This is a genomic window from Bradyrhizobium sp. USDA 4354, from assembly GCF_054060315.1.
The window spans coordinates 2,069,923-2,095,746 of sequence record NZ_JBSSDC010000001.1 but is presented as its reverse complement, the minus strand read 5'-3'; the positions used below and the strand labels follow the sequence as shown (position 1 = coordinate 2,095,746).

Genomic DNA, 25,824 nt, shown 5'->3' with positions numbered 1-25,824 from the left:
CGCCCTCCAATCAAAGTTCCATTGTCTTTTCATTTAGATAGGCAAGGAACGCAGATTTTGGAGGGCTGCGTTGCGAATCACGCCCGAATTTCGGGCGGGGTAACGTCTCTGCCTGCCCAAATGGCACGTTTGCCGCATGCGCTTACTTAGGTAGGGTCTAAACTCCAATGCTCCAGCCCGCCGCAGAGACGACGTGACGTCCTTCCTCGATCCCCTCATCTCATTCGTCTCGGCCCATGCATGGCTGGGCTATCTGACCCTGTTCCTGGCGGCGCTGCTCGAAGCCGTTCCGGTGGTGGGGTCGGTGATCCCCGGCTCGACCATCATCCTGGCGCTGAGCGCCCTGGTGCCGGGCGGCGAGCTGCAGCTGCCATGGGTGCTGCTGGCGGCCGTGCTGGGCGCGGTGCTCGGCGACGGCTCGGCCTATTGGATCGGGCACCGGCGGCAGCGCGATATCCTCAACACCTGGCCACTGACCAATTATCCGCGCGTGGTCGCGGAGAGCGAAAGCTTCTTCAACCGCTTCGGCACCTGGGCCGTGTTCTTCGCCCGCTTCGTGCCCCCGATCCGCGCCTTCGTCCCCGTAACCGCCGGCGCGCTGGGCATGGCACCCGCGAAATTTTACGCGGTGAACATCCCGGCGATCCTGGCCTGGGCGCCCGCACACGTGCTGCCGGGCGTGCTGGCGGTCTCGGCCCTGCACGAATATGCCGGGCTGCATCATCACGCCCATATCGGCAAGCACATCTGGATTCTGACCGTGGTTGGGGTTGCGATCGTGCTGGGCGTGGCGGTCTGGATCTATCGCCGCCGGCAAAACGCCATCGTCGCAACAGTCAAGCCACGGGCGTCGCTCTTACCCTCCCCTGGAGGGGGAGGGTCGGCGCACGTTGAGCGCAGCGAAACGGGCGATGGGGTGGGGTGACGGTCGCTCCACATCCAACAGTGCCCATCTTGAGAGATCACCCCACCCCGCTCGCGCTGCGCGCGATCGACCCTCCCCCTCCAGGGGAGGGTGGCAGTGCGCCTCGCCGCTTCGCGCTGTTCGGGACCTAACCTAACTCCCCGCCCTTCGCCCCGGTGCCGGTCCCACATACCGCGCCCGCGGCCTGATCAGCTTGCCGAACTGCAATTGCTCGCTGGCATGTGCAATCCAGCCGACGCTGCGGGCCATCGCGAACAGCGCGAGCTCGCTGCCGGCGGGCAGGCGCAGCGCGTGCACCAGCACCGCGAGCGCATAGTCGATGTTGACGAATTCGCCGGTTGCTTCCGCGATGCGCTCCGGCAGCTCGCGGGTGAATTTACGCGGCGCGCCGGCGCGCGAGAGCGCATTCAGCAGCGATTGCGCGCGGGGATCGCCGCGCTTGTAGACGCCGTGGCCGAAGCCGGCGAAACGTTCGCCGAGCGCGACGCGCTCGCGCACCATCGGCTCGACGTCGCGGTCGACCAGGGTCTTGACGAGCTGCGAGGCCAGCACGCCGGCGCCGCCATGCTTCGGCCCTTTCAGCGCGGCAAGGCCGGCGATGACGGAGTCGTAGAGATTAAGGCCGGTCGAGGCCGCGCAGCGCGCGGTGAAGGTCGAGGCGTTCAGCTCGTGATCGGCCAGCAGCACGAGCGCGCGGCGGATCAGATCGGGCGCATGCTTGTTGTCCGCCGCCCAGGCCCGCGCGACCTGCTGATGCAGCGGCTCGGCCGACGGCTCGGCATTGAGCATGGTCGCGACCAGCAGGCGGACGATGCGCGCGCCGACCATGGCGCGGCCATCGGGCGCACGAGTGAAAGCGCGGGGATCGGCGCTCGCGGCCAGGGCCAGCACGGCGATGGCGCGGTCGATCGGCGCCGCCCGGCGCGCGGCCGCTGCGATCGTGCGCATCTCCTCGGAAATCTCGGGCTGATTGTCGGGCGCGAACGGATCGACGCCGGAGACGTCCCAGAGCAGCGTCGCGGTGTGCTCCAGCGTGTCGCTCTGGGAAAGATCGACGCAATTGACGCCGCGATAGATCGCGCCCTCCTCGGTGATGGTCGAGATCTCGGTGTCCATCACCGGCAGGTCGGCGTCGAAGCTGCGCAGGCCGCGCGGCTCCGGCGACGGCACGCGACGCTCCTTCAGCGCCCGGACGTCCTCGGCGCGATAGCGGTTTTTTCGCGAGTCCGGCGTCGGCTCGGAGCGGATCAGGCCGCGGCTGACATAGGCGTAGAGGGTGGCCGGCGAGATCGCGAGCTCGGCGGCGGCTTCCCGGGCGGAAAGGTACAGCCCATCGGAATTTTTCATATTGATTTACGTAATCAAGATTGATCAATCTGTCGAGAGGCCCGATCTTTCCGCCGTGAAAGGAGACAGGCCATGAATATCCACCTCACCAAAAGCCAGATCGGGCTGGACGGCGTTCCCGCGGCTGAGACCGTGCTGAGCCATGTCGATGGCGATCGCGGCGAGCTGATCATCGCCGGCGAACATGTCGGCCGGCTCGCAAGCCAGTCGAGTTTTGAGGGCGTCACCGCCCGGCTCTGGAACGGCGCGAGCAAGACCGGCTTGAGCGAAGCCAATGTGCGGGCAAGCCTCGGCGTGGCGCGCGAGCGCGCCTTTGCGCGGTTACCCGACCTCTTGTCCGCGACGCACGGCATGGGCATCGTCGACGGGTTCCGGGCCGCGGTCGCCGGGCTTCGCGCCGAGAACGGGCTGGAGCACGAGGCGACGATCGTCGGCGCGTTTCCGGTGATCGCAGGCGCGCTGGTTCGTCGCGCCAAGGGACTACCGCCGGTCGCGCCCGATCCGAATGCAAGCCATGCGGCCGATACGCTGCGGGCGCTGCGCGGCGCCGCGCCGGAGCCGCGCGAGGTCGCAGCACTGGATGCCTATTTCGTCACGGTCTGCGATCACGGCATGAACGCCTCGACCTTCACCACGCGTGTGGTGGCCTCGACCCAGGCCGACCTGTTCGCCGCCGTCACTGCCGGTTACTGCGCACTCACCGGTCCCCTGCATGGCGGCGCGCCGGAGCCGGTGCTGGAGATGTTAGACGCGATCGGCTCCAGCGAGCGCATCCGGCCATGGGTGGATGCGGCGCTCGCGCGCGGCGAACGGCTGATGGGCTTTGGCCATCGGGTCTATCGCGTGCGCGATCCGCGCGCCGACGTGCTCAAGGCCGCGATCGAGCGGCTTTCGGCTGAAGGCGCCGACCTGCCCTTTGCCGGCGAGGTCGAGGCCTATATCCGCAGCGCGCTGCGCAAGAAGAACCCGGATCGGCCGCTGGAGACCAATGTCGAGTTCTTCACCGCGATCCTGCTCGATGCGCTGGCGATTCCACGGCAGGCGTTCACGCCGATCTTCGCGGTGGCACGCAGCGCAGGCTGGACCGCGCATGCGCGCGAGCAGCAGCGCACGGGGCGGTTGATTAGGCCGAGCTCATCGTATGTGGGGGCGATGCCGGAGGGGTGATGTATCGCGGATATCTCCGCGAGTCCGGGAATCGTAGGGTGGGCAAAGGCGCACTGGCGCCGTGCCCACCATCGATCTGAAAATGCAACAGAAGCGGTGGGCACGCTTCGCTTTGCCCACCCTACGATAATTACACTTGAATTCGCGAGGCCTTACGCCTCCCGCACCACCGTCTTCAGATAGTTATACGCCTTGATGATCTCGATCAGGCGGTCTTCGGTGGAGCGGTCGCCGCCGTTGGCGTCGGGGTGGTGCTGCTTGACCAGGGCCTTGTACTTGGTCTTGACGTCGGCAAGCGTGGAGTCGGGGCCGAGGCCCATGACCTGCAGCGCCTTGCGCTCGGCGTTCATCACCTTGCGCGTCTCGGCCTTGGGCTGCGCTTCGGGCCCGCGGCGCCAGTTGGCGCGGCCGTTGATCTCGCTGAACATGCTGAACGGATCGGACGCCATGTCGATCTCGGCTTCCGCATTCTTCTTGCCGCCATTGGCGCCCATCTTCCAGGTCGGTCGATGGCCGGTCAGCGCATCCTTCTGATAGCGCGCGACCGCATCAGCGTTCATGCCGGAGAAGAAATTGTAGTTCTGGTTGTACTCGCGCACGTGGTCCAGGCAGAAGTGCCAGTATTCGCGCTGGTTCTCGCGTCCCTTCGGCGCGCGATGGCTGCCCTTGTTCTGGCAGCCGGCCCATTCGCAGGCGACCGTGGTCTCGCGCGGCTTCGCTTCCGGCTGCTTGCCCCGCGGCTTCACGCGGATGGAGTCGAAGAACTTTGATGAATCGATCGGCATGGCTGACTTTGACTACGCAACGCAAAAACCTTCAAGTCTTGACATTGCAATTCGCTGAGCACCCGGTCGAAGTGACCTCGGACGTCCGGGTATTGACGGGGCGCGATCACGCACCTTAATGGCACACATGGCTATGAAAGACACTATCAGCAACAAGTTGCAGGAAGCTTTCACGCCTGAAAGCCTGCAAGTCGTCGACGAGTCACATTTGCATGAGGGCCACGCCGGCCATCGGCCGGGCGGCGAGACGCACTTCCGTGTGTATATCGTGTCTGCCGCCTTCAAAGGGAAGAGCCGGGTCGACCGCCATCGCATGATAAATTCGGCGCTCGCCGCGGAACTCTCCGGCAGCGTCCACGCGCTCGCGATCAATGCGCAGGCGCCGGGGGAATGATCTTCCTACCCTCCCCTGGAGGGCAGGGGAATCGCATGTGGGATTCTGTAAGTCATTGCGAAGCGGCGAGAAATTGATTCTGAAGGTAGCTCCTGATTCGGATGGAGCGGCCGATGAACCGATTTGCGGAGTGCTTCGAGGAATTGCCGGACCCGCGCGCGGACAATGCGCTGCACGATCTGACGGAGATTTTGTTCATTGCGTTGATGGCGACGCTGTGTGGGGCAACGAGTTGCACCGACATGGCGCTGTTTGCGCGGATGAAGGCCTATCTTTGGGAGGGTGTGCTGGTGCTCGAGCATGGTCTGCCGAGCCACGACACGTTCAGCCGCGTGTTCCGCATGCTCGATCCGGCAGCGTTCGAGAAAGCCTTCCAGCGCTTCATGAAGGCCTTTGCGGAAGGCGCGAAGATCAAACAACCGAGGGGAGTGATCGCGCTCGACGGCAAAGCGCTGCGGCGCGGCTACGAGCGCGGCAAGAGCCATATGCCGCCCGTCATGGTGACCGCTTGGGCGGCGCAGACCCGCATGGCGCTGGCCAACGTGCAGGCGCCGAACAACAACGAAGCTGCCGGCGCGTTGCAGTTGATCGAACTTCTGCAGCTCAAAGGCTGCGTGGTGACGACCGATGCGCTGCATTGCCATCGCGGCATGGCCAAAGCGATTGTGGCACGGCGCGGCGATTACGTGCTGGCGGTGAAGGAGAACCAGCCGGCGCTGTTGGCCGACGCCAAGGCTGCCATCGGTGCCGCAACGCGCAAGGGAACCAGAGCGACCACCACCACCGATGCCGATCACGGGCGCAAGGAAAGGCGCACTGCCGTTGTCGCACCGGTCAAGGACATGGCGCAAAAGCACGACTTTCCCGGGATCAAGGCCGTGGCCAGGATCACCAGCAAGCGCGGCAAAGACAAGGCCATCGAGCGCTTCTTCCTGATGAGCCAAGCCTACAGCTCCAAGGATGTTCTGCGTATCGTCCGTACTCACTGGACCATCGAAAACGGCCTGCATTGGCCGCTCGACGTCGTCCTCGACGAGGATCTGGCCCGCAACCGCAAGGACAACGCCCCGGCCAACCTTGCCGTACTCCGGCGTCTTGCCCTCAATGTCGCCAGAGCCCATCCCGATACAACCACCTCCTTGCGCCTCAAGCTTAAGCGCGCCGGATGGAACGATGCCTTTCTCTTCGAGCTTCTTGGCCACATGCGATAGCCCTACCCTGGAGGGGGAGGGTCGCTGCGCATGGAGCGAAGCGCAATGCGCAGCGGGGTGGGGTGATTTCTCCACACGAACAGCGCCCGCGTGGAGAGATCACCCCACCCCGCTCGCGCTGCGCGCGATCGACCCTCCTCCTCCAGGGGAGGGTAAGAAAGAAATCAGAACGACGTCCCGGCCCTTCTCGGCTTGACCTCTTCCAGCTCCGTCTCCCGCGGCACCGGTGAAATACGGAGCGCGGTGATGCGGTTGCGTTCGCGGCGGAGGACGCGGAAGCGGAAGCCGTGGAAGGTAAAGCTCTGGCCGCGGTCGGGGATCGAGCGCGCCTCGTGAATGACGAGGCCCGCCACAGTCGTTGCCTCCTCGTCGGGCAGGTGCCAGTCCAGCGCACGGTTGAGATCGCGGATCGGGACCGAGCCGTCGACCACGACGGAGCCATCGGGCTGGCGGCGCACGCCGGCGACGACCACGTCATGCTCGTCGGAGATATCGCCGACGATCTCCTCCAGAATGTCTTCCAGGGTCACGAGGCCTTCGACCTCGCCATACTCGTCGACGACGAGCGCGAAATGGGTCTTGCGGCGGCGGAACGCCTTGAGCTGCTGGGAGATCGGCCGCATCTCCGGCACGAACCAGGGCGGCAGCATGATGGTGGTGACGTCGATGCGCGAGGTATCGCCCTCGGAGGCGCGAATGGCCCGCAACAGATCCTTGGCGTGCAGAATGCCGATGATGTTCTCCGACTTGTCGCGCCACAGCGGAATGCGGGTATATTCGGTGGCCAGCACCTCCCGCACCAACTCTTCCGGCGGCAGGTCGGCATTGATCATCACCATGGCGGTGCGGTGAACCATCACGTCGGACACGGTGAGCTCGCCGAGGCGGAAGACGTTGTGAATGTATTCGGCCTCGCCGCTCTCGATCTTGCCGTGCACTGCCGATTCCTCGACCAGCCCCTCGATCTCGGAATCCGTCAGGATCTCGTGCTGCGAAAACTCCTGGACGCCGATCAGACGCAGGATCGCGCTCGACGCCGTGTTCAGACACCAGCTCAGCGGATAGAACACCAGGTAGGAGGCATGAAGCGGATACGCGATCCACTGCGACACCGGCATCGGCTCCCTGATCGCGAGCGTCTTCGGCACCTGCTCGCCGATGATGATGTGCAGCGAGGAGAAGACCAGGAAGCCCGCAACGAACGAGGTGAAGTGCAGCGTGGCCTCCGACAGTCCGAGCGGGCTGAGGACAGGGCTCAGCAGCGCAGACACGGTCGGTTCACCGATCCAGCCGAGCCCGAGGGAGGCCATGGTGATGCCGAGCTGGCAGCAGGCGAGATAGGATTCGATGTTTCCCATCATGGTCTGCAGCAGGCGCGCGCCGAAGCGGTTCTGCTCGACCATGGCCTTGACGCGAAAGCCGCGGCTCTTCACGAGCGCGAATTCGGCAGCCACGTAGAACGCGTTGGCCGCGAGCAGGAGGGCCGCAAGCAGAAGATTGATCGAAATCGAACTCATGTTTGCCTCGCGACCGCCCCGGCATTCCCCGCCGTTTCGCGGGCGGCCGATCTGAACGGCCCCGCCATCACTGCGCGAGCTTCTCTCTCAGGAAGTCGCGCACCGGCGCCGGCTCGACATCCTTCGCGATCACCGCGCGGCCCACGGCCTCCAGCAGGATGAAGGTGAGCTTGCCGCGCTTGACCTTCTTGTCCTGCGCCATCAGGGCCATCAGCGCGTCGGCATCGGCAAGCCCTTCCTGCGCAAAGCCCGCGATGTCCTGCAGGCGTGTCGGCAGGCCTATCTCGATCAGGTGGCGTTCGACACGCGCCGCGTCCAGCTCGCCGATCATGCCGAGCCTGGCCGAGAACTGCGCCGCCAGCGTCATGCCGATCGCGACGCCCTCGCCGTGGAACAGGCGGTCGGAGAAGCCGGTCGCCGCTTCCAGCGCGTGGCCGAAGGTGTGGCCAAGATTGAGCAGCGCACGCTCGCCGGTCTCGCGCTCGTCGCGCGCGACGATTCCGGCCTTGGCGCGACAGGAGGTCGCGATCGCATGCTCGCGCGCCGAACCGCCCTTGAAGATGTCGGAATGGTTCTTTTCCAGCCAGGAGAAAAAGGCCTCGTCGCCGAGCACGCCGTATTTGGCGACCTCGGCATAGCCGGCGCGGAACTGGCGCGGCGACAGCGTGTCGAGCACGGCGGTGTCGGCTATGACAAGCACCGGCTGGTGGAAGGCGCCGAGCAAGTTCTTGCCCTGCGGCGAGTTGATGCCGGTCTTGCCGCCGACGGATGAATCGACCTGCGCCAGCAGCGAGGTCGGCACCTGCACGAAATCGACGCCGCGGCGCAGGATCGCCGCTGCAAAGCCGGCGAGATCGCCGACCACGCCACCGCCGAGCGCGATGACGAGATCGTTGCGCTCGATCTTCGCAGCGATCAGGGCTTCGCTGACCTTTTCGAGACCCGCATAGGTCTTGGAGATCTCGCCTTCCTCGACCACGATGCGCGAGGTCGGAATGCCGCTCGCGGCAAGCGACGCTTCGGTCGGCTCGAGCCAGTATTTTGCGACGGTGCGGTCGGTGACAACAGCCGTGCGTACGCCCGGCCGCAACGCTGCGACCCGTTCGCCAAGCGACGACAGCACGCCGCGGCCGATGACGATGTCATAGGCGCGATTCTCCAGCGCGACGTCGACCTTGACGGGATCGGAATGTTTCAACGGCGCAGTCATCTTAACGCACTCGCAACGTCGGCAGGTGGTTGGGCGGCCTGTCCACCGCACAGATGGGCGTGCAGCGCCGCGATGCATTCCTCGACGATTCTGTCGTGCGGCACGTCGCGCGAGGCGATCGTGAGGTCGGCATTGGCATAGACCGGCTCGCGCTCGGTGAGGAGGCGCGTCACGGTTCCCTCGGGGTCGGCGGTCTGAAGCAGCGGACGGTCGGCGCGGCGGCGGACGCGGCGCATGATGACGTCGTGGTCCGCCCGGAGCCAGATCGAGACCGCCTTGGCGGCGATGCGGGTCCGCGTCTCCTCACGCATGAAGGCGCCGCCGCCGGTCGCCAGCACCACGGGGCCACCCTCCAGCAGGCGCGCGATCACGCGGGCTTCGCCGTCGCGGAAATGCGTCTCGCCGTGGCGCTCGAAAATCTCCGGTATGGTCATGCCGGCCGCCGCCTCGATCTCGGTGTCGGCATCGACGAAGGGCAGCTTGAGCCTGAGAGCCATGCGGCGACCGATGGTGGATTTGCCCACGCCCATCATGCCGACGAGCACGATCGAGCGCGCACCCAGGGCCGACAGGATATCGGCCTCAGGCGAAGCTTGGATCGGCAACGCAGCGTCAGACATGAATCTCGCTCAATCTGCCGCCAAAGGCGGCATGGTTTGGCCACCTATACGACCCCACAGGGGCCCTCGCCAGTGGACTCTTGCCACGAAACGACGAACATGTTGGATGATTTCATTGGTTAATTTGCTCGCCGGAACCCCAGTCCGATGCCCAGCCTGTTCCGCTTCCTGACGGTCGTCGCCGTGATCGCCGGCATCGTCTATGGCGTGGTCTTCGCGCTGGCGAACTTCGTCAATCCGAAGCCGCGGGAAATGACGGTGACGATCCCGCCGGATAAGTTTCTCAAGAAATAGGAGCTAGCCTCCAGGGCATGCGCGCAAAGCCCTCCGACACCAAGCTCACCGGCCTGTTCCTCGACATGCTCGCGGCGGAACAGGGCGCCGGACCCAACACGCTCGACGCCTATCGCCGCGACCTCACCGATTTCTCCGAGTTTCTGGGCCGGGTCGGCCACACATTTGCTGACGCCGAAACGCAGACGCTGCGCGACTATCTCGCCGATCTCGACACCCGCGGCTTCAAATCCACCAGCGTCGCGCGCCGGCTGTCGGCGATGCGGCATCTCTACCGCTTCCTGCTGAACGAACGCATCCGCACCGACGATCCCGCGGCGATCCTGTCCGGCCCCAAGCGCGGGCGTGGCCTGCCAAAGGTGCTGTCGATCGCCGATGTCGACCGCATGCTCCGCCGCGCCAGGGAGTTGAGCGAGGCGGAAGATGCTTCGCCCTCGAAACGGCTGCGCGCCTTGCGGCTCTATTGCCTGCTGGAGGTGCTCTATGCCACGGGCCTGCGCGTCTCCGAGCTGGTGGCGCTGCCGCGTTCGGCGGCCAAGCGCGACGCTCGCATGATCGTGGTGCGCGGCAAGGGCAACAAGGAACGACTGGTGCCGCTGAACGAGGCCTCGCGGCAGGCGATGGCGGATTATCTCGCCGCGACGGAGGCTGCAAAGGCCGACAAGAAGAACAGCGTGGCCGCCTCGAAATGGCTGTTCCCCTCGTTCGGCGAGAGCGGACATCTGACGCGGCAGCATTTTGCCCGCGACCTGAAGGAGCTCGCGGTCGCCGCCGGGCTTCAGGCCCGCCTGGTCTCCCCGCACGTGCTGCGCCACGCCTTTGCCAGCCACCTGCTGCACAACGGCGCGGACTTGCGCATCGTGCAGACCCTGCTCGGCCACACCGACATTTCCACGACCCAGATCTACACCCATGTGGTCGAGGAGCGGCTGAAGAGCCTGGTGCGCGACCTGCACCCGCTGGCGGAGAAGTAATCAGGTCTCGTGCCCCGGACGCGGCGCAGCGTTCCCGGCGATGCGAAGCATCGTCGGGTTACGGTGCGCTGCAGAGCCGGGGCCCATGCCGCTTGCTGGGTCCCGGCTCTGCGCAGCAGCGCTATGGAAGCGCTGCAGCGCGTCCGGGACACGAGAGCTCGTCCGGGGTAACAGCCGAAACCGCCTTGACTTCGGCCACATCTCCGCAGAAAGAGCCGGGGCCTCACCACTGATTTGGCTCCCTGCCACGAGCGCACAAGCCAACTCGTTGAAGAAGCTACACTTCTTTCCGCGACCCCAACCTCGCTTCGCTCTCTCGCCCCGTGCCCCTATATTGAGTTGATGCAAGACCAGATGCGCAGCTATCTCGACTTCGAAAAGCCCGTCGCCGAGCTCGACTCCAAGGTCGACGAATTGCGCGCGCTCGCCGCCACTGGCACCGACATCAGCGACGAGATCGGGCGGATCGAGGACAAGGCGGCGCAGGCGCTGGCCGACCTCTATACGAACCTGACGCCGTGGCAGAAGACACTGGTGGCGCGGCATCCGCAGCGGCCGCATTTCAACGACTTCATCAAGGGCCTGATCACCGAGTTCACCCCGCTCGCCGGCGACCGCAAGTTCGGCGAGGACGAGGCGCTGGTGGCCGGCTTCGGCCGCTTCCGCGGCGAGCCGATCTGCGTGATGGGCCAGGAGAAGGGCGATTCCACCGAGAGCCGGATCCGGCACAATTTCGGCATGGCGCGGCCCGAAGGCTATCGCAAATGCGTGCGGCTGATGGAGATGGCCGAGCGCTTCGGCCTGCCGGTGCTGTCGCTGGCCGATTCCGCCGGCGCCTATCCCGGCATCGGCGCCGAGGAGCGGGGACAAGCCGAGGCGATCGCGCGCTCGACCGATGCGTGCCTGGCGCTGACCGTGCCGAACGTCGCCATCATCACCGGCGAGGGCATGTCGGGCGGCGCCATCGCCATCACCACCGCCAACAGAGTGTTGATGCTGGAGCACGCCATCTACAGCGTGATCTCGCCGGAGGCCGCCTCCTCCATCCTCTGGCGCGACGGCACCAAGGCGCAGGAAGCCGCCAACAACATGAAGATCACCGCCCAGGACATGCTCCGCTTCGGGGTGATCGACACCATCCTGAAGGAGCCGGTCGGCGGCGCCCACCGCGACCCCGCCGCCATGATCGCCACCACCGGGGATGCCATCGCCAAGGCCTTCGACGAGCTGCGGGGCCTCGACGGCGACGCCATCCGCAAGCAAAGGCGGCAGAAATTCCTCGATATCGGCCGAAAACTGGGCTGATTCGGGCTCGATTCCGTGTCCCGGACGCGGTGCGGCACGAAGTGACGCTCCGCAGAGCCGGGACCCAGCAGGCCTAGAGCTCGCGGTCAGCCATGGGCCCCGGCTCAGCAGCGCACCGCTAAAGGGCGCTGCGCTGCGTCCGGGGCGCGAGACCGCCCAAGGCACGGCCCGCCGGTAACCCCGCATTAACCCTTTTTTTGCCCAAATCGGCGATCTGAGTCCTGATTGGGCCGAAAGGCCCAAGTTACGTCCCAAGTCGCGTCCATTCAGTCTTCGTTGACCATGCCACTGGGCCAACGCCCTCGTGATCCCCGCTCGGGTTGCGACCACATGACCCAGAGGTTAGAATTTTAATCAATGGCTTCAGGGCATAAGCGCTGGAGCGTGAGCTGAAAAAACCCGTCATGACGGGTCCGGTTTTCCGGTCGGATCATGCTCCAGAAGAATTGGGGTTCGCGCTTCAATGCCCGGCACGGTGTGGGGTCCATCTTGATTTCTCGTTCGCTTGCTCGCGCGCTCTTGGCTTCGGTTGCGCTGATGACGGCCGGCGGTCTGCTGGCCGGCTGCAATAGCGACCAGATCTCGCTCGCGACCAACGCCAAGGCCAATCAGCCGGTGCCGCCGAAGCTGATCGCCGCCATGACCGAGAAGGACATGGACCTGCAATCGCCGATCCTGGTGCGCCTGTTCAAGCAGGAGGCCGAGCTCGAGGTCTGGAAGCAGACCCGCTCAGGCCAGTTCGCGCTGCTCAAGACCTATCCGATCTGCCGCTGGTCCGGCGATCTCGGCCCCAAGGTGCGCGAAGGCGACCGCCAGGCGCCGGAAGGATTCTACTCGATCAATCCGGGCCAGATGAATCCGCAATCGGCCTACTATCTGTCCTTCAACACGGGCTATCCGAACGCGTTCGACAAGGCCTTGGGCCGCACCGGCTCGCAGCTGATGGTGCATGGCGACTGCTCCTCGCGCGGCTGTTACGCCATGACGGACGAGCAGATCGCGGAGATCTATTCGCTCGGGCGCGAATCCTTCTTCGGCGGCCAGAAGGCGTTTCAGCTGCAAGCCTATCCGTTCAAGATGACGCCGGTGAACATGGCCAAGCACCGGAACAATCCGAACATGGCCTTCTGGAAGATGATCAAGGAAGGCTATGATCATTTCGAGGTGACGCGGCAGGAGCCGAAGGTCGATTTCTGCGAGAAGAAATACGTCTTCGACGCGGCGAAGCCGGCGGACGCCAAGCGCGATCCTGTGTTCGACGCCTCGGCGAAATGTCCGGCCTATGTGATCCCCGAGGAGATCGCCAGCGCCGTGCGCGAGAAGCAGGCCAAGGACGAAGCCGAATACGCCAAGCTGGTCGCCAAGGGCACGCCGGTGGCGCGCATGAACACCGGCATCGACGGCGGCATGAACAAGGTGTTCGCCGCCAAGATTCCGGAAGGCTCGACCGGGCTGTCCGAGGGCGCCGAAGGCACCACGCTGCAGATGCTGGCCATGGCGAAAGCGCCGGGCACGATCCCCGGCCACGTCAATCCGCCCAAGCCGAATCTCGACGCGGTGGCGTCCGCGCCTGGGCCGAAGGAAGAGCCAGTGGTCGCGGTGAACGCACCCGCTGCCAACACGCGCGTCGCCGCAGCTGCTCCGGCCGAGAAATCCCAAGAAAAATCCGGCGGCTTCTTCTCGAATCTCGGCCGCAAGATGGGCCTCGGTACCGCCGACACCACGGCGACCACCACGCCTGCGCCGCAGGCCACAGCGTCCGTGGCGCCGGCCCAGACGTCCACGACGCCGCCGACCGCAGCATCCAGGCTGAAGGCCGCAGTGACCCGATTCGTGCCGGGGCATGACAAGTCCAAGGACGCTGCGAAGGACGCGCCGAAGCCGACTGTCGCCGCCGCCAAGCCGGCAGAGCCGCCGAAGCCCGACACGCGGCTTGCCCAGACCCGACCGGCGCTGAAGCCGTCAGTCTCGGACGGCGCAGGTGACAGTGCCCCGATGATGGCCGGCGCCGCCCCCGTGGTGCAGTCGAACTCGTTCGACAGCCGCTTTGGTGCGATGAAGTAGGCCGGGCGAGCCGCGCTCCGTCTCGGCGCTTCTTCAATCGACAATATCTCCCGTCACCCTCCGCGCAACGGCGAAGCCGTTGTCGCTCGGGGTGGCCTTCTTCAGCAGCCCTCGAAGGGCGACGGCCCGGCTGACAGCTCGGCCTTTCATCCTTCGAGGCTCGCGGCACGATGCTGCGCATCGTGCCACTCGCGCCTCCAGCGACAATGGCTTCGCCATTGCGCGGGGATGACGGGACTGGCTGGATACGCGGTGCGAGACTTGAAGGCGGCGACTCGGAGCCGCGCCCTACGGCGCCAGATACCGCATCAGTTCCGGATTGCCCCTCACCTGCCCCGCCTCGCCTTGCAGCGCGACTCTGCCGCGGTCGAGCACATAGGCGTAGTCGGCGACGCGGAGCGCGAGGTCGAGGTGCTGCTCGACGATGATGACGGCGATGGTCTTGGCGAGCTCGATCAGGCGCTCGGTGATCTCCTCGATCACGCCGATCCAGACGCCTTCGGTCGGCTCGTCCAGCAGCAATAGCTTTGGGTCGCCCAGCATGGCGCGGCCGATGGCGAGCATCTTGCGCTCGCCGCCCGAGAGCGTGCCGGCGGGCTGGTCAAGGCGCTGACCGAGCTTGGGGAAGATGGCCAGCACGCGATCGACCGCGGCAGCATCCTTGTTCGCGAGCGAGCCGACGGCGAGATTGTCGCGTACCGACAGGCGCGCGAACACCGAATGCTCCTGCGGCACATAGCCGATGCCGGCACGCACGCGCTCCTGGGTGGCGCGGCGGCTGATGTCGCGGCCGTCGAAGGCGACCTCGCCCTTCCACGCCGGAAGCTCGCCGACGATGGTCTTCATCAGCGTGGTCTTCCCGGCGCCGTTGCGCCCGAGCACGGCAACGCCGCCGCGCCAGGGAATGCCGAGACTGACGTCGAACAGGACCTGGCTGCGACCATAGCCCGCGTCGAGATGCTTGATGTCCAAAAATTCAGGCACGGCGCAGATAGATCTCCTGGACGGATGTGTTGGCCTGGATCTCCGACACCGTGCCTGACGCCAGCACCTTGCCCTGGTCGAGCACGGTGAGGCGATCGCAGATGTCGCGGATGAAATCGAGGTCGTGCTCGACGATGACGAGCGAGCAATGTTCTTTGATCGGTTGCAGCAGCTCGCCGGTGACGCGGCGCTCCTCCAGGCTCATGCCGCCGGTGGGCTCGTCGAGCAGCAATAGCTTTGGCTTGCCGGCGAGCGCCATCGCGATCTCCAGCCACTGCTGCTGGCCGTGCGAGAGCGCGGCGGCCGCATCGAAGGCGCGATTCGCGAGACGGAACTGCGTCAGCATGGACATGACCTGATCGTGCAAAGCGCTGCGCGTACGCGAGAACACGAGGTCGAACAGCGAGCACTGCGCCTGTAGCGCGAGCAGGATGTTGTCGTAGAGCGTCAGCGTCGGCAGCACGGACGTGATCTGGAATTTCAGGCTCATGCCGGCGCGCGCCCGCTCGGTCGGCGTGAACGCGGTGATGTCGGTGTTGACGAAGGAGACTTTTCCTTGCGTCGGCACCTCGGCGCCGGCGATGCACTTCATCAGCGTGCTCTTGCCCGAGCCGTTCGGGCCGATCAGGCCGTGGAACTCGTTCTCGCCGACGGTGAGCGCGGCGCCATCGAGCGCGGTGAGCTTGCCGAATACTTTCCTGATGCCGGCGGCTTCAAGGAGCAGCATTGCGCTTCTCCTTCGGTTTCGCACCGAAGCTGCCGACACGTTCACGCTCGCCGAGGACAAAACTGATCAGGCCGAGCGGCCGGAACAGGATCACGAGCAGCAGCAGCAGGCCGAGGATGATCGGCCAGATGTCGCGGTAATTGTCCGAGAGCCAGAAGCTGACGCCCTCGACGATCACGGCGCCGATGACGGCACCGATCAGCGTGCCGGAGCCGCCGAACAGCACATAGAGCACGACCTGGGTCGAGACTACGACGCCGACCATGTTGGGCCAGACGAAGCCCTCGTGAAAAGCGTAGAGGCTGCCGGCAAGCCCGGCGACGGCGCCGCCAATGGTGAAGATGATGGCTTTCAGATGCTGCGCCTTGTAGCCGAAGAAGGCGATGCGCTGCTCGTTCTCGCGCAGGCCGGCGAGCGCCAGCCCGAATTGCGAGCGCACCAGGAAACGGCAGAGCAGGTAGACCACGACGAGAATGCCGAGCACGAGATAATAGAAGGCCGGCCCTTCCGTGAACTCGTAACCACCTGATGACATCGGCGCGATCGAGGGGATGCCGTTCTGGCCGCCGAGATAGTACCAGCCGCGCGCCAGGCGATCGGCGGCGTAGGAGCCGGTGAGCGTGCCCAGCGAGACGAAGATCACGCTGGAGGGATGCCGCCCCAGCAGCAGGAAGCCGCCGAGCAGGAGGGCGAAGGTGAGGCCGATCAGCGTGCCCGCGGGCAGCACCAGGAAGATGTTGGTGATGTCGAGGTCGCGCGCAAGCAACGCGACGCCATAGCCGGCCGAACCGAAGAACAGGGCCTGGCCGAAGCTCATGATGCCGGCATAGCCCCAGACCAGGTCGAACGACAGCGCGAACAGCGCGAGGATGATCACGCGCGTCGCGAACACGGTGAGATAGTCCTGCAGCACCAGCGGCGCGAGCAGCGCCGCGACGAGCACGACGCCCTCGACGATCGGCAGGATCTTTCGCGTCGAGGCTTGCTTCGCCGTCCCGCTGCTCCCCATGGCGACGTCCGCCTCCCCGCCGATCTCGGCGGGGATCGCCTGTTTCACTGCGCCCATCGACTTCAGCATTCCGCCTCAGCATTCCTTGGGATCGACGAGGCCGTTGCTGCGCGCGACGATCTCGTAATTCCCGCCCTTGGCGACGGCGGTGTACATCTTCATCTTGCAATGCCGCTTGCCCGGCACCATCTCGGCAGGTCCGCCCGGACCTTCGGCGATCTTGGCGTGGTCGAGTGCGGCGGCGACCGATTCCCGGTCGATCTTGCCGGCTTCCTTCACCGCGGCTTCCCACAGCTTCAGGCCGCGATAGGTGCCGGTGGCGGCGCTGCCGGCGGCGAACAGGAAGTTGCCGGGGAAATCCTTCTCGTAGGCCGCCTGGATTTTGGCGTCGAACGGATTCTCCTTGGTCAACACCTTGAAATAATCGAGGCAGCTGGCAAGGCCCTCGATTTCCGCGGCCTGGTTGATGTTGAGCGTGTTCTCGTCGTAGTAGACGCAGGCGAGCCGCCCACCATTCTTGAGGAAGCCGGCTTCATAGAGCTGCTTGAAGAACGGGCCGACGCCGGGCGGAATCACGGTGTTGAAGACGACGTCGACCTTGTTGGAGACGATGCGGTTGACGGTTGCGGAGAAGTCGACCTGGTCGAGCGGGTAATATTCCTCGAACACGACCTCGCCGCCATTCGCTTCAATCACCGTTGCGCGCATAGACGTTGAGCGTGTGCGGCCAGACGTAGTTGGCGCTCGGCAGCGCGAACTTCTTGCCGCCGTTCTTGATCAGCCAGGGGATGAACTCGTCGCATTGCTGCGCGGGCGTCGGCCCGGTGCAGAACAGATAGGGCGTGCACTCCTTGCCTTCGTAGAGCTGCGGATAGATGTAGAGCGTCTTGCCGCGCGCCACGATCGGATCCTTGATCGCGTTGCGCATCGACGAGGTGATGCCGCCGAGCACCATGTCCACCTTGTCGCGCTGAATCAGTTTTCGCACGTTGCCGAGGGCCACGGATTCGTTGGAGGCGGTGTCCTCGATGTACAGCTCGAGCGGACGGCCCAGCAGGCCGCCGGCCGCATTGATTTCCTTGATCACCATCTTGGCGACGTTGGCGTCGGCATTGCCGGCATAGGCGATCGGGCCGGTGAGATCGGTGGCGATGCCGACCTTGATCGGGGCCTCGGCCGCATTGGCCCAGGGCGCCGGGATCACCCAGCTGCCGACCCCGGTTGCGACTGCGCCGGATGCGAAAGCGAAATTGGAGAGGAAGCGACGTCGCGTGAGCTGAGCACGATCGAGCATGTGATTAAACCCCTTTTCCAGCGATGAGGCCCTGCGGGCGGAATTTGATGAAGACAATGGCAAGCACGAAGACGAGGACGTCGGCGACGACGGGCGCCATCACCCAGGGCAGCGCGGCACTGAGCGTGCCGATGACCCCGGCGCCCGCGACCGGCCCGATGAAGGAGCCGACACCGCCGACCATCACCGCGACGAAGCCCTGGATCAGGAAGCGCAGGCCGAGGTCGGCGTAGAGGCTGAACACCGGCACGATCAGCGCGCCGGCAAGGCCGGCGAGCGCGGAGCCGAACGCGAAGGTAGCGCCGTACATCAGGGGCGTGGAAATGCCCGAGGCCCGCGCCAGCGATGGATTCTCCAGCGTGGCGCGCATGCGCAGACCAAAGTTGGTGCGCGACAGCAACAGATAGCAGCCGGCCATCACCAGCAGCGTGATGACGATGATGGTGAAGCGCCAGGCCGAGATGTGCATGGCGCCGATGTCGATGGAGCCGCCGATCGGCTCGGGCACGGTGAGATAGAAGCCGCCGATCAGGCCGCGCACGGATTCGCGGATGATCAGGCCGAGCGCGTAGGTGCCGAGCATGGCGACGATCGGCGCGGCGTAGAAGCGGCGGATGATCAGCGCCTCCAGCACGAAGCCGAGCGCGCCGACGACGAAAGGCGCCGCGACCATGCCGGCCCAGATCGGCAAGCCCTTGGCATAGGCGAGATAGGTGATGTAGGCCCCGAGCAGGACGAACTCGCCCTGCGCGAAGTTGAAGATGCCCATCATGCTGGCGATGATCCCGAGCCCCAGCACGATCAGCACGATGATCGCACCAAAGCTCAGGATCTCGAACGCCGCGACGAACGCGTTAGCCATGCGGTAGAGCCGTCTGCATCAACACCTCGTTCACATCTTCTTCCAATCGCCGATCTGCTCGAAGGCATGGGCGGCGCGGTAGATGGTGGATTCCTCGAACATGCGGCCGACCAGCATCAGGCCGACCGGCAGGCCGTCGACCATGCCGCAGGGCAGCGACATCGCGGGATGATGGGTGATGTCGAACGGCGCGGTGTTCGAGATCATCTCGAGCGCACGCGCAACGTATTCCTCGCGGCTCGCATTGGGCTCCGGCAGCTTGGTCGCCTTCATCGGCGTCGTCGGAAGCAAGAGCAAATCGTAATCCCCGAACGCCTTGTCGTAGGCCGCAGCGAGCCGGCGTGAGATGTTGAGTGCCTTGCCGTAGAAGCGCGGACCGAAATTGTTGTTGATGTAGGTGCCGAGTATCATGAACAGCTTCGTGGTCTCGGACAGCGAATCGGCCTGGCGGCGCCAGCCGCGATGGAAATCCATCAGCGAGGTCGAATAGAGATCGCCGCGGCTGAGGCCGTAGCCGTCGCCGAACATCATGGTCTGGGTCAGGCCTTCGGTGCCGATCGGGGTCCAGATCGCGCCGCCCAGGAGGTGCATCGGGATCGACACGGTCTCTACGGTGGCGCCCAGATCCTTGAAGCGCTTTGCGGCCTCTCGCACGCTCTCATTCACCGCGGCCTCCGCGACCGGCTGCTCAAAACCTTCCTTGAGGATGCCGATCTTCATGCCCTTGACGCCCTGGCCGAGCGCCTTGGTGTACTCCTCGACCTTTGGCGCCTTGATCCGGGAATCGTAGCCGTCGTCGCCGGCGAGCACTTCAAGCAACAGCGCATTGTCGGCGACCGTCGCGGTCATCGGACCGGTATGGTCGACATAGATCTCGATCGGCATGATCCCGGTATAGGGCACGAGACCCCAGGTCGGCTTCATGCCGTAAATGCCGCAGAACGAGGACGGCATGCGGATCGAACCGCCCTGGTCGCCGCCGATTGCCATGTCGACCTCGCCGAGCGCGACCACGACGCCCGAGCCCGACGACGAGCCGCCGGCCGAATACCCCATCTTGTGCGGGTTATGCACCGGCCCGTAGGACCCGGTGTGGCTGCCGCCGGACAGGCAGAAGTGCTCGCAGTGGGTCTTGCCGGCGATCTCGGCGCCGGCATCCAGCATGCGCGTGACGATGGTGGCGTCGAAATCGGGCACATAGCCTTCCAGCGTCGACGAGCCGTTGGTCATGGGCACGCCGGCCAGCATGATGTTGTCCTTCAGCGCAACGGTCTTGCCCTTCAGCTTGCCGCTGGCGGCGCCTTTCACCGTCGATTTGCGGTACCAGGCATTGCGCGGGTTCTCTTCAGCCGAGGGCCGATAGCCCGGCGTGCGAGGATATTTCACCTCCGGCACCTCATCCGGCATCGCGGCAACGAGATTGTAGGCTTCGATCGAGCCCTGCATCAGGCCGCGGAACGAGGCGACGTCGTCGTCGGACAGCGAAAGGCCGCACTGCTCGGCGACGCTGCGAAGTTGGGCGGGCGTGGGAAGGACAACTGTCACGGCGCTCTCCTTGAGGCTTCTTGATCCCTGGCGTTGAACGGAAGCCTCTCGCTCGCGCCTGCACGGCGCGGGCCAACCGGCTTCACGTGGTTACTAGAGACGGAAATATTTTCCTTTTCAAGTATTATTTCGCAAACCCGCTGCGGCGTATCGGCAGCCGCCTCTCAGAGCGTCTTGATGATCTTGAAGTCGAGACCGTCGGCTTCAGCGAGATACATCGGCATCTCGGCGCGGCCGTCGCGAAGCGTCACGGGACCGCGGCCCGCCGAGTAAACGGTGTTGCGCGCGGCCTTCAGCAGCGGACGAAAGGCCAGCGATCCGGCGCGGTTGGCCACGGACTCCAGGAAGCGCAGCCCCTCATAGTTCGACTGGCCGACCGAGCCGACCGGCGGCGCGTTGGCACCGAACATGGCCTGATAACCGCTGAGGAACTCGTCATTGGCCCGCGAGGCCATGCAGTTGAAATAGCCGGAAGCGCAAAACAAATTCTCGGTGTTGTCGGCACCGATGCCGAGCAGCACGGTCTCGTCCATCGCGCCGGCAAGCCGCAGCGTCGAGGGGGCAAGGCCCGCTTCGGCGAAGGCGCGGTTGAAGGTGATGCTGTCGGTGCCGATCAGCGAGATCAGCACCACGTCCGGCTTGGCGGCGCGGATGCGCGCCAGATGCGGCTCGTGATTGTCCTCGCCGACCGGGACGAACTCCTCGCCGACGACCTGCCCGCCCGCTTCCTTGATGTAGCGCTTCACCGCGCGATGCGACTGCCAAGGCCAGACGTAATCGCTGCCGATCAGGTACCAGCGCGCCGCCCTCTTGACCTCCGCGAGCCAATGGATCGCCGGCCGGCTCTGCCAGCGCGGCGTCTCGCCGATCGCCATGACGCCCGGCGTGCGCTCGCCGCCTTCATAGACCGGGGTGTAGATATAGGGGATCCGGCTGCCTGTGACCTTGCGCAGCGCGACGCGGACCGCGCTGATATGCGAGCCCATGATGAGGTCGACCTCGTCGAAGGCGATCGCCTGCTCGGCGCGGCGCACCACGTCCTCGATCGGCCCGCCGGAATCGTAGATCGACAGCTCGAGCTCGCGGCCCAGAATGCCGCCGCGCTTGTTGATCTCGGCGACCGCCAGCATCGCGCTGTTGGTGGAGGTCGGGCCCCAGATTCCGGGCGAGCCGGTGAAGGTGAGAAAATTGCCGATGCGCAGCTTGTTGCGCGCGCCGCGCCGCTTCATGAACTGCGCATCGATCGGAGACAGGTCGAAATCCGCCGCCGATGACGACAAATTCCTGAACAGCAAGGACGGCGGCAACGCCGGGCCGCCGTGAGCCGGGAAGTTTACCGTCGCGCGCACGCCAACTCCTGTCTGGGACCAGACCTGAAAGCACATTGAGCAGGCGGCCGCGGCTTCCGCCCTTTTGTTGGGCAATGATCCTATTTTGAAAATATTGAATATTCAACAATTGAAGTGCATATAGATGCAGCATTGATTGCAAGACATTCACTCAATTGGGTCAAGACGAAGTCTTAGCCGTGGCAAAACCGTCGAAAGAAAACTCCCCGATCACCGAACATCTCGCCTACCTGCTCGCGCAAGCCAACCGGGAGATCAACCGGCAGCTCGAACTGCGGTTGAGCAAGGAGGGCGTGCCGGTCGAGCAATGGCGCATCTTGAAAGTGCTGTCGGATGGCAACGGCCACTCGATGGGCGAGCTCGCGGACGCCGTGCTGCTCAACCATCCGACGCTGACCAAGATGATCGACCGCATGGTGTCGGACACGCTGGTCTACCGCGTGCAGGACCCGAACGACCGTCGCAAGGTGCTGATGTTCATCTCCGACCGCGGCAAGGTGCTGTGCAAGAAGCTCAACTCGCTCGCGGTGGACCAGGAGGAGCACATCCTGGAGAGCTACGGCGATAAGTCGACGAGCGAATTGAAGCGGCTGCTGGAGAGTCTGATCGATAGTTCGAATTAGGACTGCGCGTGAATTGAAACGTTAGTTTGACGAGTTCTCAACACTCGTCGTCCCGGACAAGCGGAGCGCAGATTCGGGACCCATAGCCACAGGCCGTGGTTGTTTCAAAGATTAGTAGTTGCGCTTCTCGCGCGGTATGACGACTGCGCGCCACCGATAGATTCCGCGGTATGGGTCCCTGCGTTCGCACTAGTGCATGCACATATCTTTTCGAACCTAAAAACCGACTCTCAATCAAAGACTTGCTCACCACTCAGCGACGAGAATTCACGAGGGTCGGTCCGCCGGAGTGCAGCATTTCTCTGCACTCCAGAGGCAAGTCATTGATTAGACTCGGGAAGATATGTGCATGCCCTAGTGCGTTCGCAGGGACGACGGTGCGGAGAGAGTCCCGCGCCACATGTACAACTGTCATCGCCCGATTCAATCGGGCGATCCGGTATTCCAGAGACGGTTGTGATTGAGCCGAGAAGCCGCGGCGTACTGGGTCGCCCGGTCGAGCCGGGCGACGACAGCGGAGAATAAGGCGCGAGCGTCGCGCCTCATGCGCGGACGCCAGCGAAGCTAGCCGCTAGGCATACCGCCCGTGGCAGTGCTTGTACTTCTTGCCGCTACCGCACGGGCAATCCTCGTTGCGGCCGACCTTGCCCCAGCTGGCCGGGTTCTTCGGATCGCGCAGCGCGGCGTCGGTGGCCTGGGCGCCGAGCGTGACGCTGGCGAGAGCCATCTCGTCCTCGCCGGTGTTGGGGTCGAGCTTGTGCGCTTCCATCGCCGGCAGGATCGGAGCTTCCTGCTCCGGCGGGACGATCTCGACGCGCATCAGCTGCGCCGTGACGGCCTCGCGCAAGTGAGCGCTCATCTCCTGGAAGAGATTGAAGGCTTCGGTCTTGTATTCCTGCAACGGATCGCGCTGGCCGTAGCCGCGCAGGCCGATGACCTGGCGCAGATGGTCGAGCATGATCAGATGCTCGCGCCAGAGATGGTCGAGCGTCTGCAAGAGGATGGTCTTCTCGACGTAACGCATCACGTCGGGACCCCACTGCGCGACCTTGGCCGCCATGTGCTCGTCGGCCTTGGTCTCGATGCGCGTCAGCAGCTCCTCGTCGGCGATGCCCTCTTCCTTGGCCCATTCGTCGACCGGCAGGTCGAGATCGAGCACGCGCTTCAATTCGTCCTTCAGCCCGGCGACGTCCCACTGCTCGGCATAGGCATGCTCGGGCACGTGCTTGGCGACGAGATCGTCGATGAAGGCGTGGCGCATGTCGCCGACGGTCTCGGCGACGCTCTCGTCCTTCATCAGCTCGACGCGCTGATCGAAGATCACCTTGCGCTGGTCGTTCTGGACGTTGTCGAACTTGAGCAGGTTCTTGCGGATGTCGAAGTTGCGGGCCTCGACCTTCTGCTGCGCCTTCTCCAGCGCCTTGTTGATCCAGGGATGGATGATAGCCTCGCCCTCTTGCAGGCCGAGACGCTGGAGCATGCTGTCGAGACGGTCCGAGCCGAAGATGCGCATCAGGTCGTCTTCCAGCGATAGGAAGAACTTTGAGCGGCCGGGATCGCCCTGACGGCCGGAACGGCCGCGCAGCTGGTTGTCGATGCGGCGGGATTCGTGGCGCTCGGAGCCGATGATGTAGAGGCCGCCGGGCTTCTTCACGGTCTTGGCAGGCTTGCTCCCCTTCGCCGGCTCGACCTCGACGGTCTCCTCGGCCTTCAGCACGATGTCGCGGAAGTGCTCGATATCGGCCTTGATCTGCTCGATCCTCGATGCCTTCTCGGCTTCGTCGGTGATAGCAGCAGTCTCCTGCTGGATGCGCATCTCCAAGGAGCCGCCGAGCTTGATGTCGGTACCGCGGCCGGCCATGTTGGTCGCGATCGTGATCGCGCCGGGCACACCGGCTTCCGCCACGATATAGGCTTCCTGCTCGTGGAAGCGCGCGTTCAGCACCGCGAACAGCTTTGCCGGCTTGCCGGCACGGGCGGCGGCATAGAGCTTGTCGAGCGCGCCCTCCTTGCCGAAATCGATCTGCTTGTAGCCGTTCTTCTTGAGGAATTCGGCGAGCACTTCCGACTTCTCGATCGAGGCCGTGCCGACCAGCACCGGCTGCAGCCGCGCATTGGCACGCTCGATCTCGGCGAGAATGGCCTGATATTTTTCCTTATGGGTGCGGTAGACCTCGTCGTCCTCGTCGAGGCGCGCGATCGGCAGGTTGGTCGGGATCTCCACGACCTCGAGCTTGTAGATGTCGAACAATTCGTCCGCTTCGGTCGCGGCCGTGCCGGTCATGCCCGCGAGCTTCTCGTACATGCGGAAGTAGTTCTGGAAGGTGATCGAGGCCAGCGTCTGGTTCTCGGGCTGAACCTGGACGTGCTCCTTGGCTTCCAGCGCCTGGTGCAGGCCTTCCGAGTAGCGCCGGCCGGGCATCATGCGGCCGGTGAACTCGTCGATGATGACGACCTCGTTGTCGCGGACGATGTAGTCCTTGTCGCGGGTGAACAGCGTGTGGGCGCGCAGCGCCTGGTTGATGTGGTGCACGACGGAGACGTTCTCGACGTCGTAGAGCGACTCGCCCTTGAGCTGGCCGGCATCGCGCAGCAGAGTCTCGATCTTCTCCATGCCGGCTTCGGTCAGCGTCACCGTGCGCTGCTTCTCGTCGACCTCGTAATCGGTCTTGTCGAGCTTGGGCAGGAAGCCGTCGATGGTGTTGTAGAAGTCGGAGCGGTCGTCGAGCGGGCCGGAGATGATCAGCGGCGTGCGCGCTTCGTCGATCAGGATGGAGTCGACCTCGTCGACGATGGCGAAGAAGTGCGGCCGCTGGACCATGTCCTCGAGCCGGTACTTCATGTTGTCGCGCAGATAGTCGAAGCCGTATTCGTTGTTGGTGCCGTAGGTGATGTCGCAGGCATAGGCCGCCTTGCGCTCGGCGTCGTCGAGACCGTGCACGATCACGCCGGTGGTCATGCCGAGGAAGCCGTAGATCTGGCCCATCCAGCCGGAGTCGCGGCGGGCGAGATAGTCGTTGACGGTGACGACGTGGACACCCTTGCCGGCGAGCGCGTTGAGGTAGACCGCGAGCGTCGCGACCAGCGTCTTGCCTTCGCCGGTCTTCATCTCGGCGATGTCGCCCTCGTGCAGCACCATGCCGCCGATCAGCTGGACGTCGAAATGGCGTTGGCCGAGCGTGCGCTTGGCGGCCTCGCGCACGGTGGCGAAGGCGGGCACCAGCAAGTCGTCGAGCGTCCTGCCGTTCGCGAGCTGCTGCCTGAATTCCGCGGTGCGGGCCTTGAGCGCCTCGTCGGAGAGTTTCGAGACCTCTGGCTCCAGCGCGTTGATCGCGTTGACGCGGGACTGATATCCCTTCACCCGCCGGTCGTTGGCGGAGCCGAAAAACTTGCGGGCGAGCGCGCCGATCATGCCTAGTTCCTGTGTTCGCGATTTAACCGCGTTGCAGCCAAGAAGTTGTCACCCGCCTGCCTATTCAACTCACCGTGACGCTTCGCGGCGTCAGAGCCCGGACTGCGGGGGGTCATCCGCCATATGGGTGGGAATTGGGCAAGTCTGGGTTCAACGGCCAAAAACGCAGCAAAATAAACGCCATCGCCATGGTCGCGACCGGGCAG

The 25,824-nt window shown here is 64.7% G+C and carries 21 protein-coding genes and 1 pseudogene; 9 read left to right on the top strand and 13 right to left on the bottom strand.

The window, feature by feature from the left end; all coding sequences use genetic code 11:
• Nucleotides 1-193: 193 nt before the first annotated feature.
• Nucleotides 194-925, top strand: a complete 732-nt coding sequence (locus ACVIIV_RS09785) for a DedA family protein (RefSeq protein ID WP_456744000.1) — start codon at nucleotides 194-196, stop codon at nucleotides 923-925.
• Nucleotides 926-1,057: 132 nt separating this feature from the next.
• Here ACVIIV_RS09785 and ACVIIV_RS09780 read toward each other — a convergent pair whose 3' ends face one another.
• Complete coding sequence (locus ACVIIV_RS09780) at nucleotides 1,058-2,272, bottom strand: citrate/2-methylcitrate synthase (protein WP_456743999.1); 1,215 nt, start codon at nucleotides 2,270-2,272, stop codon at nucleotides 1,058-1,060.
• Nucleotides 2,273-2,344: 72 nt separating this feature from the next.
• Here ACVIIV_RS09780 and ACVIIV_RS09775 point away from each other — a divergent pair, with 72 nt between their 5' ends.
• The gene (locus ACVIIV_RS09775) at nucleotides 2,345-3,439 is read left to right on the top strand and encodes a citrate synthase/methylcitrate synthase (RefSeq protein ID WP_456743998.1); all 1,095 of its coding nucleotides are present in this window, start codon (nucleotides 2,345-2,347) and stop codon (nucleotides 3,437-3,439) included.
• Between the two features lie 152 nt (nucleotides 3,440-3,591).
• Here ACVIIV_RS09775 and ACVIIV_RS09770 read toward each other — a convergent pair whose 3' ends face one another.
• Nucleotides 3,592-4,224 (bottom strand): J domain-containing protein, encoded by a 633-nt coding sequence (locus ACVIIV_RS09770; RefSeq protein ID WP_456743997.1) that lies wholly within the window; start codon nucleotides 4,222-4,224, stop codon nucleotides 3,592-3,594.
• Between the two features lie 127 nt (nucleotides 4,225-4,351).
• On the opposite strand from ACVIIV_RS09770, the gene ACVIIV_RS09765 reads away from it, so the two are divergent.
• Together ACVIIV_RS09765 and ACVIIV_RS09760 are read left to right on the top strand one after the other, a co-directional pair.
• Nucleotides 4,352-4,618 carry a BolA family protein gene (locus ACVIIV_RS09765; protein WP_456743996.1) on the top strand — a complete coding sequence of 89 codons (267 nt, stop codon included), beginning with the start codon at nucleotides 4,352-4,354 and terminating at the stop codon, nucleotides 4,616-4,618.
• Between the two features lie 113 nt (nucleotides 4,619-4,731).
• On the top strand, nucleotides 4,732-5,829 hold the full coding sequence (locus ACVIIV_RS09760) for an ISAs1 family transposase (RefSeq protein ID WP_456742655.1): 1,098 nt from the start codon (nucleotides 4,732-4,734) through the stop codon (nucleotides 5,827-5,829).
• Nucleotides 5,830-5,993: 164 nt separating this feature from the next.
• Here the strand turns inward: ACVIIV_RS09760 and ACVIIV_RS09755 are convergent, their stop codons facing one another.
• The 3 genes from ACVIIV_RS09755 to ACVIIV_RS09745 all read right to left on the bottom strand — a co-directional run bounded on the left by ACVIIV_RS09755 (nucleotide 5,994) and on the right by ACVIIV_RS09745 (nucleotide 9,176).
• Nucleotides 5,994-7,346: a hemolysin family protein gene (locus ACVIIV_RS09755; RefSeq protein WP_456743995.1), complete on the bottom strand. Its 1,353-nt coding sequence runs from the start codon at nucleotides 7,344-7,346 to the stop codon at nucleotides 5,994-5,996.
• A gap of 67 nt (nucleotides 7,347-7,413) precedes the next feature.
• Nucleotides 7,414-8,556: a 3-dehydroquinate synthase gene (aroB, locus tag ACVIIV_RS09750; protein WP_456743994.1), complete on the bottom strand. Its 1,143-nt coding sequence runs from the start codon at nucleotides 8,554-8,556 to the stop codon at nucleotides 7,414-7,416.
• Nucleotides 8,553-9,176 (bottom strand): shikimate kinase, encoded by a 624-nt coding sequence (locus ACVIIV_RS09745; protein ID WP_456743993.1) that lies wholly within the window; start codon nucleotides 9,174-9,176, stop codon nucleotides 8,553-8,555. Before ACVIIV_RS09745 ends, aroB begins: the two co-directional genes overlap by 4 nt.
• A 147-nt stretch (nucleotides 9,177-9,323) precedes the next feature.
• Between ACVIIV_RS09745 and ACVIIV_RS09740 the strand changes: the two genes are divergently transcribed.
• The 4 genes from ACVIIV_RS09740 to ACVIIV_RS09725 all read left to right on the top strand — a co-directional run bounded on the left by ACVIIV_RS09740 (nucleotide 9,324) and on the right by ACVIIV_RS09725 (nucleotide 13,813).
• Nucleotides 9,324-9,470 carry a hypothetical protein gene (locus ACVIIV_RS09740; protein WP_035669499.1) on the top strand — a complete coding sequence of 49 codons (147 nt, stop codon included), beginning with the start codon at nucleotides 9,324-9,326 and terminating at the stop codon, nucleotides 9,468-9,470.
• Between the two features lie 17 nt (nucleotides 9,471-9,487).
• On the top strand, nucleotides 9,488-10,444 hold the full coding sequence (gene xerD, locus ACVIIV_RS09735) for a site-specific tyrosine recombinase XerD (protein WP_456743992.1): 957 nt from the start codon (nucleotides 9,488-9,490) through the stop codon (nucleotides 10,442-10,444).
• 342 nt (nucleotides 10,445-10,786) lie between these two features.
• Nucleotides 10,787-11,749 (top strand): acetyl-CoA carboxylase carboxyltransferase subunit alpha, encoded by a 963-nt coding sequence (locus ACVIIV_RS09730; protein WP_456743991.1) that lies wholly within the window; start codon nucleotides 10,787-10,789, stop codon nucleotides 11,747-11,749.
• 537 nt (nucleotides 11,750-12,286) lie between these two features.
• A complete protein-coding gene (locus ACVIIV_RS09725; RefSeq protein ID WP_456743990.1) occupies nucleotides 12,287-13,813 on the top strand; it encodes a L,D-transpeptidase family protein in 1,527 nt (508 codons plus the stop codon).
• 288 nt (nucleotides 13,814-14,101) lie between these two features.
• On the opposite strand, the gene ACVIIV_RS09720 is transcribed toward ACVIIV_RS09725, so the two are convergent.
• From ACVIIV_RS09720 to ACVIIV_RS09690, 7 genes and pseudogenes are all read right to left on the bottom strand, one after another.
• Complete coding sequence (locus tag ACVIIV_RS09720) at nucleotides 14,102-14,797, bottom strand: branched-chain amino acid ABC transporter ATP-binding protein (RefSeq protein WP_456743989.1); 696 nt, start codon at nucleotides 14,795-14,797, stop codon at nucleotides 14,102-14,104.
• Nucleotides 14,790-15,524, bottom strand: a complete 735-nt coding sequence (locus ACVIIV_RS09715; RefSeq protein WP_456743988.1) for an ABC transporter ATP-binding protein — start codon at nucleotides 15,522-15,524, stop codon at nucleotides 14,790-14,792. Before ACVIIV_RS09715 ends, ACVIIV_RS09720 begins: the two co-directional genes overlap by 8 nt.
• On the bottom strand, nucleotides 15,511-16,602 hold the full coding sequence (locus ACVIIV_RS09710; RefSeq protein WP_456743987.1) for a branched-chain amino acid ABC transporter permease: 1,092 nt from the start codon (nucleotides 16,600-16,602) through the stop codon (nucleotides 15,511-15,513). Before ACVIIV_RS09710 ends, ACVIIV_RS09715 begins: the two co-directional genes overlap by 14 nt.
• 6 nt (nucleotides 16,603-16,608) lie before the next feature.
• Nucleotides 16,609-17,827 (bottom strand): annotated as a pseudogene (locus tag ACVIIV_RS09705) (substrate-binding protein).
• A 4-nt stretch (nucleotides 17,828-17,831) separates the two neighbouring features.
• Nucleotides 17,832-18,689 (bottom strand): branched-chain amino acid ABC transporter permease, encoded by an 858-nt coding sequence (locus ACVIIV_RS09700; protein ID WP_028141883.1) that lies wholly within the window; start codon nucleotides 18,687-18,689, stop codon nucleotides 17,832-17,834.
• 30 nt (nucleotides 18,690-18,719) lie between these two features.
• Complete coding sequence (locus ACVIIV_RS09695) at nucleotides 18,720-20,234, bottom strand: amidase (protein WP_456743986.1); 1,515 nt, start codon at nucleotides 20,232-20,234, stop codon at nucleotides 18,720-18,722.
• Nucleotides 20,235-20,398: 164 nt separating this feature from the next.
• Nucleotides 20,399-21,583: a substrate-binding domain-containing protein gene (locus tag ACVIIV_RS09690; RefSeq protein ID WP_456743985.1), complete on the bottom strand. Its 1,185-nt coding sequence runs from the start codon at nucleotides 21,581-21,583 to the stop codon at nucleotides 20,399-20,401.
• 179 nt (nucleotides 21,584-21,762) lie between these two features.
• On the opposite strand from ACVIIV_RS09690, the gene ACVIIV_RS09685 reads away from it, so the two are divergent.
• Nucleotides 21,763-22,206, top strand: coding sequence for a MarR family winged helix-turn-helix transcriptional regulator (locus ACVIIV_RS09685; protein ID WP_025576502.1), 444 nt, complete (start codon nucleotides 21,763-21,765; stop codon nucleotides 22,204-22,206).
• A gap of 571 nt (nucleotides 22,207-22,777) precedes the next feature.
• Here the strand turns inward: ACVIIV_RS09685 and secA are convergent.
• A complete protein-coding gene (secA, locus tag ACVIIV_RS09680) occupies nucleotides 22,778-25,618 on the bottom strand; it encodes a preprotein translocase subunit SecA (protein WP_456743984.1) in 2,841 nt (946 codons plus the stop codon).
• Nucleotides 25,619-25,824: the final 206 nt, after the last annotated feature.